Here is a 16,780-nt window from a genome sequence, read left to right on the forward strand (position 1 = left end):
CCGATTCCTACAGGATGTTGTGCTGAACGCGGATAGATTTCGGGATTCCCGAGCGGGAAAGTCAGCTTCGATCTGTGCTGCCTCCGGGCTTCCGAGGTAGGCGATTGAATCGGTAAGAGCACTTCCGGTATAGATTTTGCCGTTCGGCCAGGTGACGCGGGAAATTGCCTTCATTCCTCCCATGACGCCCCCCCTGCGTCCTGAAGAAAAATCACACGATCGAATTCTCCGTGGCCAGATACTGCGCATCCTCCCACAGGAGCCCGACTTCCCTGTCGTAGAGGCTCTCGGTCTGAAGCACGGCGAACTGGTCTCCCCGCAGGTCTGGCCGGACAAAGGCGACGTGACCGTTGCGGATCAGGAGATCACGGGCTTTCGGCGGCACCTGCACGACGTAAGTCTGCAATTTCCGCGCGATTCCGCCAGACGCAATTCCCTCCACCTGGAGTTTTTCCACAGCCTCCCGTGCAACCTCGTCACCAAGAACAATTACGGGCACCATCTCGCTCTCGATCATTCGAAACTTTTCGGCAACGGTGCGAAAGGAGAAGTCCGTTCCCTCGCCGCTAAACTTGAAATCGGCGAGTATCCCTTTCCGATCGAGGCCCTGCCTGCCGGCGCGCCAGTAGACCTCACCGAAATAATCATCGATCGCCCCCAGAGACTGCAGGTCGTGGCCCTTCCTGCGCATCCGCTCCATGTCGCCGATCAGGCCCCTGATTTCGGATGGCGGCGGATAATCGGGTGCCGAGAAGACGGTGACGACGCTGTCGTCGACCGGCCGCCGGCCTTCGCGGTTCACCCGCCCTGCCGCCTGGATGATCTGGTCCAGCCCGGCCTCGGCGCGCCAAGCTTTCGGAAAGTCGACATCGACGCCCGCCTCGATCAGGCTGGTGGCGATCACCCGGCAGGGTTTGCCCGCATTGAGGCGTTCGCGCACGTCACCCAGAATCCTTTGGCGATCGGCGGCATACTGCCGGGTCGTCAGGTGCACGAGGCCGGCAAGCCCGGCTGATCGGGCCTGATGGTAGAGTTCGAGCGTATGCTTGCGGCTGTTGACGATCACCAGCGTCTGTTCCTCCTCCCGCAAGGCGGCCACGAGGTCATCATTGCTCATCGGCCCTGTCTGGATGATCCTCGTCCGTCGCAGCGTATCCGACAGGCGCTGCGGATCGGGTGCCAGTTCCCGGCCTTCGAGCGGCAGACCACCGGGCAGCCGGCGCTGGTCGAGAGCCGGCTGCGTGGCCGTGCAGAGGATGATCGTGCAGCGGTAGTTGAGCGCCAGTTCGTCCAGCGCCCGCAGACAGGGCAGCAGCAGGTGTCTTGGTATGATCTGTGCCTCGTCGAGAATGATCACGCTGTTGAAGATGTTGTGCACCTTGCGGGCGCGCGACGTCCTCGCCGCGAAGAGGCTTTCGAAGAACTGCACGTTCGTCGTTACCACGACCGGCGCAGCCCAGTCCTCCATGGCAAGCCGCAGCTTGTCGCGGCTCTTCCAGTCCTCCTCGCGATCCAGTTTGTCGTCCTCGATCGCCCAATGGTGTTCAAGCACGTTCTCGTTGCCGAGAATGTCGCGGAAGATCGCCGCCGTCTGGTCGATGATGGAGGTGAACGGAATGGCATAGATGATCCGCGTGTGCCCGTGCGCTTTCGCATGGTCCAGCGCGAAACCGAGCGAAGCCAGTGTCTTGCCTCCGCCGGTGGGCACGGTCAGGGTAAAGAGTCCGGGCCTGTCGGTGGCCTTTCCGCGGACGTGCGAAAGGATGCGGCCGCGCAGGCGGTTCAGTTCGGTATCGCTGTTTGCCTTGCCTGCCATATGCGTGTCGAAGGCAGTGAGGAGCCGAGGCAGAAGATCCTGAAGCGTCGGCCACCTACGGTCCGGCTGCCGCTCGTCGAGCCGGGCATAAAAGGCTTCTGTATCCTTGTAGTCTGCATCGACGAGGCAGGAGAAGATGGCCCGCGTCATCATGGAATACTGGAAGGCTGCGGTTTCGCGGTCGGTGCTGATCCCGGAGACGAAGGAGGGGACAAGATCCGTCGTCTCGACCCGCAGGTCCATTCTCCACGCTTCGTCGAGCGGCTCGGTATCCTTCTTCAGGCGAAGGTTCAGGCAGGATGGCAATGACGAGTGACGGTCCGGCAGGCCGGCATGATGCCCGGCGATGCAATAGGCGATCAGGTCGGCGATGCCCTTGTCCCGCCCCGACACGAGTTCTCCGAGCAGCAGGCGTGCCCCCGCCGTCGAATGGTCCACCCTGATCTCCGCGCCTTCCAGCCGTCGCTGAAAGGCCGGGGCATACTTTCCGAGGTCGTGGAACAGGCCGGCCAGAAAGGCAGCCTTCTCCAGGCCCAGCGGTGCCGCCATTTGGGCGGCAAGTTCAGCGACGGTGCGCAGGTGATCCGGGAGGAGCTGCCAGTCGCTTTTGTCGAGAGCGTTCCCGGTATGGGCGAAGTAGAGCATCCGGCTTTCCCTTCGCTGCCAAACCATCCCCGAACTCACAGCAGCCATTGCGGAAGGCCGAGGATGAACCAGGGGAAGGCAATGATCAATGCGACCACGACCAGATCGGCGAAGAGGAAGGGAACGATGCCGCGGAAGACCTGGACGACGGTGACGTAGCGGGACGCGACGTTCTTGATGACGAAGACGTTGAGGCCGACCGGCGGCGTAATCATGCCGATCTCCAGCATCTTGACGACGAAGACGCCGAACCAGACGAGGCTGATGCCTTCCGCCTTCAACACCGGCAGCAAGACGGGCAGGGTGATCAGCATCGCGCCGAACGGCTCCATGAACATCCCAAGGATGAGGTAGATGACGACGATGATCGTCATCAGTTCCGCGTAGCCGAGGTCGGAGCTCGCGACGAATGAGCCGATGAAGCCGGAGAGGCCGGTGATGCCCAGGAACCGGGTAAACATGGAGGCGCCGATGCCGATGATGAAGAGCGAGGCGCAGGTCGTCAGCGTCTCCAGAAGGGAGACGCGGATCACCGGCAAGGTCAGCCTGCCGGTGATCGCCGAGAGCATGATCGCGCCGCCTGCGCCTACGGCTCCCGCTTCGGTTGCCGTGAAGTATCCGGAAAACAGCCCGCCGAAAACCAGGAAAACAAGGATGGCGACGGGCCATATCCTGAGGATGGCGGACAAGCCGCCGGCATCCGCAAATCCGGCGGCGAGCCGGCGCGGCACGATATCCGGCCGCAGCCACCAGAATACCATCACCACCGCGCAATAGGACAGGGCGGTCAGGAGGCCGACACCGATCCCGCCCACGAAGACCTGGGTGATGGATGTCTCGGCGAAGACACCGTAGACGATCATCAGGATCGACGGCGGAATGAGCGCACCGATGGTACCCCCTGCGGCGATCGATCCTGCCGCGAAGCTCGGCCGATAACCGGCCGCCACCATTTCCGGTATCGCGATCCTTCCCATCGCTGCAGCGCAGGCGATGGAGGAGCCGGATACCGTCGCAAAGCCGGTGCAGGCGAGGATGGAGGAAATCGCCAGTCCTCCGGGAACGCGCCAGAGCAGAGCCTTGGCCGCCCCGAAAAGACTGCCAGTCAGCCCTGCATGGAAGGCGACGAAGCCCATCAGCAGGAACATCGGCACGGCGCTCATCGTCCAACTGGCGACGAAGCTGTAGGGCGTGGAGGTGACGATGCCGAGCGCCGGCCTGAAGCCCAGAAGCGTGGCTATGCCGCCGAAAGAGACGGCGATCATCGCGAGCGCCACCGGAACGCGGAGCAGCAGAAGCAGCAGAAGGATGCCCACGCCGTAGAGGCCGACCTCGACACTCATGCTTCGGTCTCCTCACCGTCGCGGCGGTTTCCGGCAATCAGATCCAGCAGGCGGATCACCATGACGACGGCGGCAAGCGCAAATCCGGCCGGGGGCAGGAAATAGCCGGGCCATGTGATGATCTTCGTCTGCAGAGCGACTACGAACGTGCCGGTCTCATAGTTCTTGACCGCGGTGAGCCAGCTTGCATGGGCCATGACCGCATAGGCGGCGACCGCGAAGATGGCGATCGACATGTCAGAGAGTTGCCGCCAGCGCGGTGTGAGGAGAAACTCGATCAGTTCCACGGAGATCATGGCGTTCCTTCGCTCGACCCAGGCGAGCGGCAGGAAGGCGACGAGGACCATGTAGTAGTAGGATACGATCTCTACCGTAGCAGGCAGGGAAGCGCCTGTGAGCGTGCGCGACAGGACGTCCGCGCAGACATGGACCATCATTGCGAGAACGCCGACGGCACCCAGAAAGGCGAGCGCCTGGGAGAGCTTGTCGGCGAGACGGGAGATGAACGGCATGACGACTACCAGCGTGGGTGTTCAGGTGGAGGTTGCCTGCGGAGCAGAGCTCCGCAGGTTCGTCGCTACATGCCGTAGGTGGCGAAATCGACCCTGCTCCACACTTCCTCGTCCAGGCGCCGGGCGATGGCTTCAGGATCTCCGCCCGTGTCCTTCACGATGCCCGTCCATTTTTCAACAAGCTCGGAAAAACGTGCCACGCGCTCGGCGGCATCGGTGAAGCCGAACCGTTCCTGGGCTACCTTCGCCGCGGTCTCCTTGTCCGCCTCGGCAAAGGCCTCGACGGCCTTTACGAGTTCCGGGTCCGGCTCCACAAACTGGATACCCGCCTTCTCGGCCGCGGCCTTGGCCTCCGCGGCGATCTCGTAGCCCCATCTCTGGGTGAAGGTGACATTGGCCTGGTTGGCCGCGGTCGTTAGCTGCTTGCGCTCCTCGGGAGACAGGCTTTCCCATGTCGTGCTGGCAACCGTGAAGTCCGAAGTCGCGTGATAGGTGCCGAGGGGCACGAAGGTGATGTTCTTGACGAGTTCGACCAGACGGAACGACAACAGGTCGCCGATGGATGCCATCGAGCCGTCGATGACGCCTTGGGACATGGATTCGAAGGTCTCTCCGACCCCGATATTGGCGGGGACCGCGCCGAAGTGTTCGGCCCATCTGGAGAACGGAGCGCCACCGCTGCGCAGCCTGAGGCCCTTCACGTCCTCTGCCGTCCGCACCGGCCTGTTCGTTAGAAGAGCGTAGACGTCGGAAGAGCCGGAGCCGAGATAGATGACGCCGAACTTCTTCAACTCCTCCTGGCAGCTGTCGCAGGTGACCATGTATTCCGTCATCGCCGCCGCCATGGCGTGCGGCTCGCGCCCGGAAAGGGCGAGTTCGCCCGCGAGCGACATATTGGGCAGGTCCGCCGGGAAGTAGAGCGGCAACAGGTTGCCGATCTCGACAAGCTGGCTCTGCAGTCCGTCCTTCATCTGGCCGAGCCCCACGACCTCCGGGCCAAGAATCTGGGCGGTGAGAGCACCCCCGGAGACTTCCGGAAGGAGTTCGGCAAGCTTCGAGTAGAGATGGCTGTGGGATGGATGGGCCGGCGGCGCGCCGGGGGCAATGCGGAGTTCACGTGCGTCTGCGGCGGTTGCGGCCAATGCCGCGATTCCCGTCATAAATGCTAGCATGCGTCTCATGTTCATTTCCTCCCAGTTCAGAACATGTTGCGGATGGCATTTCTATAGATTCAGGAGTTTGCGGGCGTTCTCCTTGAGGATCAGCGGGCGAACCTCGTTACGGATCTCGATGGTCTCGAAATCCGACAGCCACCTGTCCGGCGTGATGGCGGGCCAGTCGGAGCCGAAGAGCATCTTGTGCTTCAGGATCGTGTTGGCGTAGCGCACCAGGATCGGCGGAAAGTATTTCGGCGACCAGCCGGACATATCGATAAAGACGTTGGGCTTGTGGGTCGCGACGGAAAGCGCCTCTTCCTGCCAAGGGAAGGACGGGTGCGCGAGGATGATCGGCATGTCGGGAAAGTCGGCAGCCACATCATCGAGATAGATGGGATTGGAATACTTGAGGCGCATGTTCATGCCGCCGGGCATGCCGGCTCCGACCCCAGTCTGGCCCGTGTGGAAGAGCGTGATGGCGCCTTCCTCCGCGATCGCCTCGTACAGGGGGTAGGCGCTGCGGTCGTTGGGGTAGAACGCCTGCATGGTCGGGTGGAACTTGAAGCCCCTGACGCCGAATTCCCGCACCAGCCGCCGCGCCTCACGGGCTCCCAGCCTTCCTTTTGCGGGATCGATCGAGGCGAACGGGATCATGATGTCGGAATTCGCGGCAGCGATCTGGGCGACGTCCTCGTTCTCGTAACGCCGGAAACCGGTCTCGCGCTCGGAATCGACCGGGAAAATGATGCAGCCGATCCGGCGCTCGCGATAGTAGGCCGCGGTTTCCTCCACCGTGGGCAGCATACCCCTGGCACCGGCCGGATTCCTGAAATAGCGGGCCATGCCGGCCTGGAACTCGTCATAGCCGTCGTCGCGCGGCCCGCAGCAGGGCTCCTCCGCATGCGTGTGGATGTCGATGGCGATCAGTTCATCGACGTTCATCACGCGCCCCCTCCTCCAGCCCGACATACTTCTGCAGAAGGGATATCAGTTGCGACCTTTCGGCCGCGCTGAGCGACCCGCCGGTGGTTTCCTCATAGCCGAAGAATTCGGGACCGGATGCGGCCACGGCCTTGCGCCCGCTCGCCGTCAGCGTCAGTTCCACCGCCCGGCGGTCCGAATCCGGCGTGCGGCGCGACACCAGGCCCAGATCCTCGAGCGCCCTGATCAGTTTCGTCATGTGGGCGCGTTTGATCATCAGGCGCTGGCCAAGGACGCTCTGCCGGATGCCGGGGTTCCTGTCGATCACCCACAGGACCGAAAATTCGCCAGGCTTCAGCCCCCGCGGCCCATTTTCCGAGAAGAAGTCTTCAAAGGCCTGGAGCTGTGCCAGGCGCAGCAGGAACCCGAGGGATCCGGCGAGCTTGCCGACATCGACCCTGTCGATGCGCCGGGAGGAAATATCCATCTCATCCACCTTCCAGGGCACCTGGTGCCCTCACGCGGGCTGCGCGCTTCTCCAGGAATGCGCGCAATCTTTCCTCCGCTTCGGGGCTCGTCGCGGTGAAGGAGGCGATGAAGGATTCGACGAACAGGCCGTCTTCCTTCGCCATATCCTGAATCCGCGGCAGCGCGTTGATGACCGCATAGTTGGAAATGGGGGCATTGCTGGCGGTGATCATGGCCAGTTCATGCGCCTTCGCCCGGGCCGTGCCCGTCTCCACCACGTATTGAACCAGGTTCCACCGCTCGGCCTCCTCGGCGGTGGCGACACGTCCGGTCAGCATCATGTCGGTCATCCTGGCAGCGCCAGCAAGACGCGCTACCCGGACCGAGCCGCCTCCGCCGACGAAAATCCCGCGCTGCCCTTCCGGCAAGGCGAAGAAGGCGGAGCGTTCGGCAACCCGCACATGCGTTGCGGCGGCAAGCTCGAGGCCCCCGCCGACCACCGCGCCATGCAGGGCCGATATCCAGGGAATCGTACCGTGCTCGATCCCGCCGAACACGGCGTGCCAGCGACGCGAGCTGCGGACGCCTTCCATGGGGCTCTTCCTGACATGCTCCGCAAGATCCAGACCAGCGCAGAAATGGTCGCCATGACCGTAAAGTACGGCTGCCTTCGCTTCACTTTCGGCACGGGCGACTGCCCCCGCAATCGCTTCTATGAATGCGTCGCTGATGGCATTGCGCTTTTCCGGTCGGTTCAGCCCGATATGGGCAACGTCCTCCTGAAGCTCGTAGGTCACGAAACTGCTTGCCGCCTGTTCGGCCATTCCTTCCGAATCTCCATTGCCCGCAGGAGGGACTCCCGCCTTTCTTTTATTTGTTTACGAGGAGATTGTTTCCTTGTAAACAAAAATCGGGAGTATCGATCTCTGGGAGGAGATGCCATGGCCGCCAAAGCCGTGCGTGATGCGAAGCTGTGGTCGCCTGTGATCAGGTGGGAGACCCGTCCAAGCGGCGAGATCCTGGTGTGGCGGGAGGACCCGCTTGGTCCCTATCCCGACAAGCTGAACGAGCGGCTTGTCTCCTGGGCGGAGATGGTTCCGGACCGTGTCTGGATGGCGGACCGGGAGGGGACCGGGGCGTGGCAGACCATCACCTACGGGGCGGCGCTCGATCAGGTTCGGCGCATCGGACAGTTCCTCCTCGATCTCGGGCTTTCGGCAGACCGGCCGCTCGTCATCCTCTCCGAGAACTCGATCCCTCACGCCTTGCTGGCTTTTGGTGCGCAGCATGTGGGTATTCCGTCGGCTGCGATCGCTCCGGCCTATGCGCTCAATCCGAGCGGCCTTGCCAAGCTGCAGGACATTGCAGGGCAGATCACGCCGGGGATGGTATTCGCCGAGAACGCCGGGGCGTTCCGCGAGGCGGTGGATGCCGCCTTTGGTTCAGACATAGCGCTTGCCGGTGTTCGGAACATGCCCGCGGGCCGAGGGGATACCTTCAGCTTCGACGATATCCTGAAGACCGAGCCGACATCTCTCGTTGATCGGGCATTCGATCAGGTCGGGCCCGACACAGTCGCAAAGTTCCTGTTCACGTCGGGCACCACCGGCTCGCCGAAGGCGGTGATCCAGACGCAGCGCATGCTTTGTTCCAATCAGGAGATGGTCGCGGACTGCTACCAGTATTTCCGCGAGGAACCGCCGATCCTTGTCGACTGGGCGCCCTGGAACCATACCGCGAGCGGCAACAAGTGCTTCAACATCGCGATCTACAACGGCGGGACCTACTATATCGACAGGGGCAAGCCGACGCCGGGGTTGATGGGCCAGACGATCGCGAACCTGCGCGAGATCTCGCCGACCTGGTACTTCAACGTACCTGCGGGCTTCGAGATGCTTGTCCAGGCCATGGGCGAGGACGAGGGGCTGCGGGCGAACTTCTTCAAGGACCTGAAGATGCTGATGTATGCCGGTGCCGGCATGGCGCAGCATACCTGGGACGCTCTCCTGGGGTTCTCCGAACAGGCCACCGGCCAGCGGGTGCCGCTCTGCACGGGGATCGGTTCGACGGAGACGGCGCCGTTCGCGCTGTTCTGTACGGAACCGCAGGACCGACCCGGCAATGTTGGCATTCCGGCCCAGGGCGTCACCATGAAGCTCGTTCCCTTTGACGACAGGTACGAACTCCGCCTCAAGGGGCCGAACGTCACGCCCGGCTACTGGCGCAACGAGAAGCTCACGGCCGAGGCCTTCGACGAGGAAGGTTTCTACCGCATTGGAGACGCCGTGAAGTTCGCGGAGCCCGGCGATCCCCGCAAGGGCTTCTATTTCGACGGGCGGACGGCGGAGAACTTCAAGCTGCAGACAGGCACCTGGGTCAGCGTGGGGGTTCTCAGGGCACAACTGGTGAACCAGTTCGGCGGGCTGGTGCGGGATGCGGTCATCACCGGCGAGAACCGCAACGAACTCGGCGCGCTGCTCGTGCCGTTCATGCCGGCGCTCCGGGCACTTGTTACGGGCGAGGGCGAGATGGCGGACGAGGAGATACTGGCTCATCCTTCCGTCAGGGCTGCGATCTCGGAACGACTGGCGGAGCATCAGCGGCAGGCGACAGGTTCGGCGACGCGGATCATGCGGGTGATGCTGATGCACGAGCCGCTGCGGTTCGAGAAGGGTGAGGTGACGGACAAGGGTTCGATCAACCAGCGCGCCGTGCTTGCCCATCGTGCCGACCTCGTCGATGTCCTTCATGGTGACGGGCCTGGCGTAATCCGGATGAAGAAGGAGCTTGCGGCATGAAGATCGAAGGATCAAGCGCGATCGTGACGGGGGGCGGATCCGGCCTCGGAGAGGCGACCGCCCGCCTGCTCGCGCGCCTGGGAGCGGTGGTTCATGTCTTCGACAGAAACGGCGAGGCGGCCGAGAAGATCTCGAGCGCCATCGGTGGCGTGGCCGTGACGGGAGACGTCGCCAGCGAAGCGGATGCGAACAAGGCGGTCGAAATCGCAGCGAAGGCGGGTGACGGACTGCGCATCCTGGTGAATTGCGCCGGCGTCGCGGCCGCGGGCCGAATTCTCGGGCCGGACGGGCCGCTGCCTTTGTCCGAATTCGAGCGGGTGGTCCGCGTCAACCTCATCGGCACGTTCAACATGATGCGGCTCGCGGCGGAGCGGATGGCGGAAACGGCCGAGCGCGACGACAAGGCACGCGGCGTGATCGTCAACACCGCTTCGGTCGCCGCCTTCGAGGGACAGGTGGGCCAGGCGGCCTATTCCGCCTCCAAGGGCGGCATCCTGTCGATGGCCTTGCCGGCCGCGCGCGAACTTGCCCGCTTCGGAATCCGCGTCAATACGGTTGCGCCAGGCATCTTCCTGACGCCGCTGCTGCTCGGGTTGCCGCAAGAGACGCAGGAAAGCCTCGGCGCCTCCATTCCCTATCCTCCGCGTCTCGGCGATCCTGCGGAGTTTGCTGATGCAGTCCGGTTCCTGATCGAAAACCAGTACGTGAACGGTGAGGTGATCCGTCTTGACGGCGCGATACGGATGCAACCGAAGTAACCGGATATGAGTTTCGCTGACCAGGTCGAGCGGACGCTTGCAGCGCTCGCGGCAACGCCGGGGTGGCGGCTGCTCCAACAGGCACGGCCGGATTGCGACGATGGCACGGTCGCCGAGATCCTGGAGCAGGCGGCAGGTTTTTCGGAGCGGGTGCTCGCGCCGATCAACCGCGTCGGTGATCGCCACGGGGCCAGACTCTTGAACGGACGGGTGAAGACCCCCGACGGGTTTCGGGACGCCTTCCGGGGCTATGCCGAGGCGGGGTGGCTCGCCATGGACCTTCCCGATCGCTACGGCGGCCAGGAATTGCCGCTCACGGTGCAGGCCGCCTGCGCGCCGCTCTTCGAGCGCGGCTGCGTCGCACTGATGATGGCCGCGGGCGCGTCACGGGCGGCAGCGCATCTGCTGGCCGAAATCGCGGATGAACAACTCGCGGGGGAATGGGTTCCGAAGCTTGCCGCAGGCGAATGGGCGGCGACGATCTGCGTCTCCGAAAGCGATGCCGGTTCCGATGTCGGCCGCATCCGGACCAGCGCGGAGCAAAGGGATGGCCGCTGGCAGATCAGCGGCCAAAAAACATGGATCTCTTTCGGCGACCACGACCTTACCGAACGCATCGGCCACTGCCTGCTCGCACGGACAGGCACGGAGCCTGGGGTCAGAGGGCTGAGCCTCTTCCTGGTTCCGGACACGGTCGACGGCTCGTCCAACGGCATCACGGTGGATCGGATCGAGGACAAGATGGGCCTGCAGGGATCGCCAACATGCGCCCTGCGTTTCGAGAAGTCGCGTGGCTGGCTCGTCGGCGCAGAGGGCAGGGGACTGCCGCAGCTCTTCAGGATGATCGAACTGATGCGGCTGCAAACCGCCTGCCAGGGATTGGGGCTGGCATCCGCCTCGGTGGATATTGCGGAGCGCTATGCCCAGGAACGGCGACAGGGTGGGGATCCGGAGCAACCGGCCGTGCCGATCTCCGGCCACCCGGATGTCCGGCGGCAGTTGAGCGCGATGCGCAGCCGCACAGAGGTCCTGCAGCTGGCCGTTCTGGAACTGGCGTCGGCCATGGATCTCGCCCGGCTGGAGATCAGTCCGGACAGGCGTCGCGAGATCGACGCTTACTGCGCCTGGATGCTTCCGTTGATAAAGAACTTCGGCGGGGAAGCGGGGTTCGACGTCGCCAATGCCGCCATCCAGGTGCTCGGCGGGGCGGGCTATACCCGAGATTGGCCGCTCGAGCAGTACCTGCGGGATGCGCGCGTGATGACCATCTACGAGGGCACGACCGGCATGCAGGCGCTGGACTTCCTGACCCGCAGGCTCTGGCGCGACGGGGGGAGCGGATGCAAGGCGTTCCTGGCCAAAGCGCGAAGCGAGTTGGCCTCGCTTCGCGATCGTCATCCGCAGGAGGTGGGCGACGCTTTGGACGTGCTCGATGAGTTTGAAGCTTTCGCCGAGTTGATGATGTCCCTGCGGGACCGGCCGGAGGAGGCCTTCTGGCGAGCCGACGAATATCTCGGTTCCGGATGGGCCGCCCTTTCCGCGTGGTTGACCGTCAGGTGGACGGGACAGGGGGGCGGCTATCCGGACGGCATGGGATCCCTCCGGATGTAGGCTCCGCACCTGAGGACGCCAATGCTCCGGACATGTCGCCTCGATGTGGAAGACTCCATCGCGGGAACTAATCGGGACAACGTTCCTGCGGCTGAGGATTGTCGCTGCCGCCCTGCGGTGGGACCTGAGCAGACGTTCCAGGCATAGTTTCGCAATCCTGCAATGCTGTCGTACCCGACCGGTTCGGATCGGTTTGGGTCGTGGTGGTCGTATTGCCTCTCGGCACGGCCGTGCTCCCGACGGGGCCGCCTGCATTGGTATCCGGCATGGGTGCAGTTTCCGCGGCCCCGGTTCCGCTGGCGCCTGTCTGGGAGAAGGCGGGACCGGCCGCGAGAATCGCAGCCAAGCTGAAAACGAGGATTTTCATGACGAGGTTCTCCTGTATCTGCTGGAAGGCAAACAAGGAGACAATGCGCAGGTTCCATGCACACGCGGACCCGGATGATCGGGAAGGAGGACGAGTTGGGCGTTGCGCGCGGGGCCATATGTTCCTATCAGCATTATCCCGAGTTGCCGGAGGAACCATGAACAGGGCATTGAGCGAAAGCAGGCGCCGGATGGCCGCAGGATTCGAGCGCGTCTTCTCCCCTGCCTCGCTCTCGTTTCCGCAGCACCGGCCGCCCCTTGAACGGCCCGGGATGATCGTGTCGATCTACTTGCTGCTTTCGGTCCTGCTGATGTGGGGCGCCGATCACCCGCTGGGGCTCTGGATGAAGGATTTTCCTTCCGAACTGAGGCCTGTCGCCAAGTGGATCACCGATCTCGGCGAAGGCGTGGAAATCCTGGTCACTACGGGTGTCCTGCTCATCCTCAGCGTTTTCGTTCCGTCCAGCCGGTTGCGCAGGCGCGTGGTCGTCGGTGCGAATTCCATCGCGGCCGCAGCCGCCTTCATATTCCTCTCGGTCGCCGGCGGCGGCCTGACTGCATCTCTGGTCAAGAACATGATCGGGAGGGCACGGCCCAGCCTTCTGGATACCCATGGATATTTCTCATTCCAGCCCTTCACCTTCGATTCTGATTTTGCAGCCTTTCCCTCAGGACATTCCGCGACCGCCGGCGCAATGGCGATGTCGCTCGCACTCGTCTTCCCGCGGCTGCGCCCGCTGTTCATCCCCGTCGGTGCGCTGATCTGCATCTCACGGCAGCTCGTCGGCGCACACTGGCCGAGCGACACGTTGATGGGCTGGGCCGTCGGCGTTGCCTTCACGTTGTGGCTCGCCCATGTGTTCGCACGGCGTCGAATGATGTTCTTCTACGACAGGGACGGATGTCTGCGCCGGAAGACGGGAAGGCGCGTTCTCGCGGGCCTGTGGGAGGCCATGCGCGGCGGCGTTGGATTTGCGAAGCCGGTCTGAGGCGAAAGCAACCGGTTAACGGAGGCGGCGCGGATCTAGGACTGTGCCACCTTCAGCCGGCTTGCCCGTGTGCGACGCGGTGCGGGGGCTGCCGCATCTTTGATGGCCGTAAGCGATGCTTTCATTTGCTGCACGGAAGCCGGTCGGCCGATATGGAAGCCCTGCGCCTGGCTGATGCCGAGCCTTCGCACGAGTTCCAACTGCTCAGGCGTCTCGATTCCTTCGATCAAGATATCGGCGCCGTGGTCACGGAGCAGGCGCACGATGTTCTGCAGCATCATGTATCCTTCGGCGGTGTCACTGGCGTGCAGGAACGACCGGTCGATCTTCACCAGGTCGAAATCGATCAGTCGGAGCCATGAAAGGCCGGCGAAACCGGTGCCGAAATCGTCCAGCCAGATCGCGATGCCCAATGTGTGAAGATCGGTAATGCAGCGCAGGACATCGGAATGGATATCCAGGTCATGCCCTTCGGTGATCTCGAAAGCCAGGCGCTTCCCGTTCACGCCCGTATCCGCCAGAATGCTCGCCACCGACGCCGCGAAGCCTGGCGCCTTGAGCTGGATGGGGGAGACATTGATGCTGACCGTGTTGACCCGGTTGGTGGCGAGCAGATCGCTGCAGGCCTTGCGGATCGCCCAGTTGCCGAGTTCGATGATCCGGCCGGTCCGCTCCGCCACGGGAATGAAGAGGCTGGGCGGAATGTCGCTTCCGTCGAGCATCTGCAATCGCATCAATGCTTCCACGGAACCGATGCGGCCGGTACGAACGTCCTGGATCGGCTGGTAGACGAGGGTTGCCAGTTCCTTCTCTATCGCAATCTTGAGAAGGGCAGCGATATTCTCCGTCACATCCCGCGCTCTGGCGCTGGCGGGATTGTAGATCCGCGCCGCATTGCGGCCATCTGCCTTTGCCGTATAAAGCGCGCGGTCTGCCTGGTCGATGATCTTTTCGAGCTTTGACGGAGCGTATGTCCCGGTAAATGCGGCACCGATGCTGACGGTGACGATGGAAAGCCCGTCCCGGCGCTCCTCATGCGGGAGTTCCATCTGCTCTACGGTCTGCCGCAGTTCTTCCGCAAGGCGTGCGACCTTTTCTTCGCAGCCTGCTTTCGCAACCACGACGAACTCCTCGCCGCCGAAGCGGCCGATCGCCCCCTCATGGGTCTGGATGACCCGGTTCAAGGCATCTGCGACCTGTATGAGGCAGCGGTCGCCGCGTTGGTGGCCATAGAAGTCGTTGTAGCGCTTGAAGAAATCGACGTCGATGAGCAGGATGCAGAAGTCCTGGCCTTCCTGGTGCCACTGCCGCCAGTGCTCCCGGAGGCGATGGTCGATTGAACGGCGGTTTTCAAGCCCCGTCAGGTAGTCGGTATTGGAAAGCCGCAGGAGCGATTTGCCCCGCTCGACCGTCTCCCGCTGCAGGTTCCTGGCTTCAAGGGCATTCACGAACACCTTGAACCGTTCCTCCTGAAGCTTCCAGTTGACGTAGGAGGTAAAGACGAAACAGGACACGAAGAAGGTCCCGAGCGTTATCTGGTAGGCGAAGTCGTCGGGAGCGAAATGGAAGAGGGCGGCGAAGGAAGCCGCCAGCATGATGCTCGACGACAGCAGCGACAGCCGGAACTGCAGGCTGAAGAAGAGATTGGCACCCATCATGAAGATGTTGCCGTAGATAAGGTAGTGCGACAGGTTCTCCGTTTCGGCGGTCATCAGTGAAGGCACGAGCCAGCCCAGATAACCGAGGACCAGTGCAACCGCGCAGGTCTTGTCCATCCAGGATGTCGATGCATCCATGCGGACCTGCGCCTCCATGAGGGCCAGCACCGCAACAGCCACCGCGAAGCGGGAAATGATCGTATAGAGCGCCACATCGGGGATAAGCAGGACGTCGGTCACGCAGAAAAGCAGATAGGTGACGACGGCGATCCACAGGCCCTGCCTGATCCCGTGCCGGCGCGTCGTGTCGCCCTGCTCCCGATGTAGAGCCCGCAGGTCCGCCAATGCGGGAAGACTTGATCTATCCCGTGACCCGAATTCCACCGGGTCTTTCCAAATGTGCATCATGCACCAATCCGTTGGTGTGCCCGGTTCTGCAGCAGGCACCGCTTTTCCGAGCCATTCCTAGGCCATCGACACATGCACTTTATCCCCTGTGCCGAAACCGCAGAAGGTCTAAGGGCGAAGGTTAGGAGAGCAGGATTAATTCTTTGCTAAACAAAAATCAGGGATTGTTCGAAACTGGCAAAAATGCCTAAGTGGCAAGCCGGTTGCTGTCCTGTCCCAAGTGTCGGGGAGTTTGCTCCGGTACTCTCGGAGCAGCGTGTTTGCGTATATTAGTAAAATGGAGTTTGTTGTGAACGAGTATTCTTTCGTGGCAGACGGCGAAAGCCTTATTACGTCGGATTTGCTTCTTCATGAAATTACCAGCCAATCGAATACAACCGATGACCGCGCGCGGTCGGAGGGGCTGGCAGAACTGGTCATCACCCTCCAGCTTACGCAGCAGCGCATCAGCAACGGCATGGCGCCGGGGGAGGTCATCGACCATCTGGCGCGGGCGCTGCATGAAACGCGCAGCAAGCTGCCGTTGGATGTCTGGCGGGATCTGATCCCGGTGGTGCAACGCCATCCGCTTTCCCAGTACTTCCGGCAGGATCCTTTTACGCGGTGGTCCTTCGAGAAGCCGCGTGGGTATTCCGGCGATGCGCAACTTCTGGATTTCATCTATGGCCACGAAAGCATAGCGGGCGAGGTGGCGGGCGCCTCAGCGGTCGGCAAGGCCCTCTACGGCTATACGCGCGACGCTTCGTCGTCGGTTGCCGTGCGCGAGAGACGCGATCTCCTGACGCGCTATGTCGACGATATTGCCCGCGCTCGGGGACCGGCCACCGAAGTGCTGGCAATCGCCGCCGGTCACCTCCGGGAGGCCAATCGCTCGGAGGCCCTTCAAGCCGGTGCGTTGAAGCGCTGGGTGGCGCTCGACCAGGATCCTCTCAGCGTCGGATCCATCGCTCGCGATTTCGCGGGAACCTCCGTCGAGGCAATGGACGGCTCCGTCCGTAGTGTTCTGGCTCGGCCCGAGCGGCTGGGGCAGTTCGACTTCATCTACGCTGCCGGCCTTTACGACTATCTCTCGCGGAAGGTGGCAGTGCGCCTCACGGAGACCTGCCTGAAGATGCTGAAGCCGGGAGGGAGCTTCCTCTTTGCGAACTTCGCGCAGGACATCGTGGTCGACGGCTACATGGAAACCTTCATGGACTGGGCGCTGCTCCTGCGATCGAAGGCCGACATGTGGGACATCATCGATGCCACCAAAGGCCGCGACGATACCGCCAGCGTCACCTTCGGGGAAAACCGCAACATCGTCTACGGCGTGATCACCAAGGCGGTATAG

The 16,780-nt window shown here is 62.9% G+C and carries 13 protein-coding genes; 5 read left to right on the top strand and 8 right to left on the bottom strand.

From position 1 onward, the window contains the following. Positions 1–211 precede the first annotated feature (211 nt). From cas3 to RTCK_RS17020, 7 genes are all read right to left on the bottom strand, one after another. Positions 212–2,461 (bottom strand): CRISPR-associated helicase Cas3', encoded by a 2,250-nt coding sequence (gene cas3, locus RTCK_RS16990; protein WP_142593651.1) that lies wholly within the window; start codon positions 2,459–2,461, stop codon positions 212–214. Positions 2,462–2,496: 35 nt separating this feature from the next. Beyond that, entirely contained in the window at positions 2,497–3,804 is a 1,308-nt protein-coding gene (locus tag RTCK_RS16995) for a TRAP transporter large permease (protein WP_142593652.1), read from the bottom strand. Further along, a complete protein-coding gene (locus tag RTCK_RS17000; RefSeq protein WP_142593653.1) occupies positions 3,801–4,316 on the bottom strand; it encodes a TRAP transporter small permease in 516 nt (171 codons plus the stop codon). The genes RTCK_RS16995 and RTCK_RS17000 overlap by 4 nt, the downstream gene beginning before the upstream one ends. A 65-nt stretch (positions 4,317–4,381) precedes the next feature. Beyond that, complete coding sequence (locus RTCK_RS17005) at positions 4,382–5,497, bottom strand: C4-dicarboxylate TRAP transporter substrate-binding protein (protein WP_142593654.1); 1,116 nt, start codon at positions 5,495–5,497, stop codon at positions 4,382–4,384. A gap of 42 nt (positions 5,498–5,539) precedes the next feature. Next, the gene (locus RTCK_RS17010) at positions 5,540–6,415 is read right to left on the bottom strand and encodes an amidohydrolase family protein (RefSeq protein WP_142593655.1); all 876 of its coding nucleotides are present in this window, start codon (positions 6,413–6,415) and stop codon (positions 5,540–5,542) included. Continuing rightward, on the bottom strand, positions 6,402–6,881 hold the full coding sequence (locus RTCK_RS17015) for a MarR family winged helix-turn-helix transcriptional regulator (RefSeq protein ID WP_142593656.1): 480 nt from the start codon (positions 6,879–6,881) through the stop codon (positions 6,402–6,404). Before RTCK_RS17015 ends, RTCK_RS17010 begins: the two co-directional genes overlap by 14 nt. A 1-nt stretch (position 6,882) precedes the next feature. After that, complete coding sequence (locus RTCK_RS17020; RefSeq protein ID WP_142593657.1) at positions 6,883–7,686, bottom strand: crotonase/enoyl-CoA hydratase family protein; 804 nt, start codon at positions 7,684–7,686, stop codon at positions 6,883–6,885. 117 nt (positions 7,687–7,803) lie between these two features. On the opposite strand from RTCK_RS17020, the gene RTCK_RS17025 reads away from it, so the two are divergent. The 4 genes from RTCK_RS17025 to RTCK_RS17040 all read left to right on the top strand — a co-directional run bounded on the left by RTCK_RS17025 (position 7,804) and on the right by RTCK_RS17040 (position 13,384). Beyond that, positions 7,804–9,660: a feruloyl-CoA synthase gene (locus RTCK_RS17025; protein WP_142593658.1), complete on the top strand. Its 1,857-nt coding sequence runs from the start codon at positions 7,804–7,806 to the stop codon at positions 9,658–9,660. After that, positions 9,657–10,418 (top strand): SDR family NAD(P)-dependent oxidoreductase, encoded by a 762-nt coding sequence (locus RTCK_RS17030; protein ID WP_142593659.1) that lies wholly within the window; start codon positions 9,657–9,659, stop codon positions 10,416–10,418. The genes RTCK_RS17025 and RTCK_RS17030 overlap by 4 nt, the downstream gene beginning before the upstream one ends. A 6-nt stretch (positions 10,419–10,424) precedes the next feature. Then, on the top strand, positions 10,425–12,029 hold the full coding sequence (locus RTCK_RS17035; protein ID WP_142593660.1) for an acyl-CoA dehydrogenase family protein: 1,605 nt from the start codon (positions 10,425–10,427) through the stop codon (positions 12,027–12,029). 524 nt (positions 12,030–12,553) lie between these two features. Beyond that, positions 12,554–13,384 carry a phosphatase PAP2 family protein gene (locus RTCK_RS17040; protein ID WP_142523657.1) on the top strand — a complete coding sequence of 277 codons (831 nt, stop codon included), beginning with the start codon at positions 12,554–12,556 and terminating at the stop codon, positions 13,382–13,384. A 35-nt stretch (positions 13,385–13,419) separates the two neighbouring features. Here the strand turns inward: RTCK_RS17040 and RTCK_RS17045 are convergent, their stop codons facing one another. Next, positions 13,420–15,450 (bottom strand): putative bifunctional diguanylate cyclase/phosphodiesterase, encoded by a 2,031-nt coding sequence (locus RTCK_RS17045; protein WP_142523658.1) that lies wholly within the window; start codon positions 15,448–15,450, stop codon positions 13,420–13,422. A 289-nt stretch (positions 15,451–15,739) separates the two neighbouring features. On the opposite strand from RTCK_RS17045, the gene RTCK_RS17050 reads away from it, so the two are divergent. Further along, entirely contained in the window at positions 15,740–16,780 is a 1,041-nt protein-coding gene (locus tag RTCK_RS17050) for a class I SAM-dependent methyltransferase (RefSeq protein WP_142593661.1), read from the top strand.

The organism is Pseudorhizobium endolithicum, assembly GCF_902153245.2.
Classification (GTDB): domain Bacteria; phylum Pseudomonadota; class Alphaproteobacteria; order Rhizobiales; family Rhizobiaceae; genus Neorhizobium; species Neorhizobium endolithicum.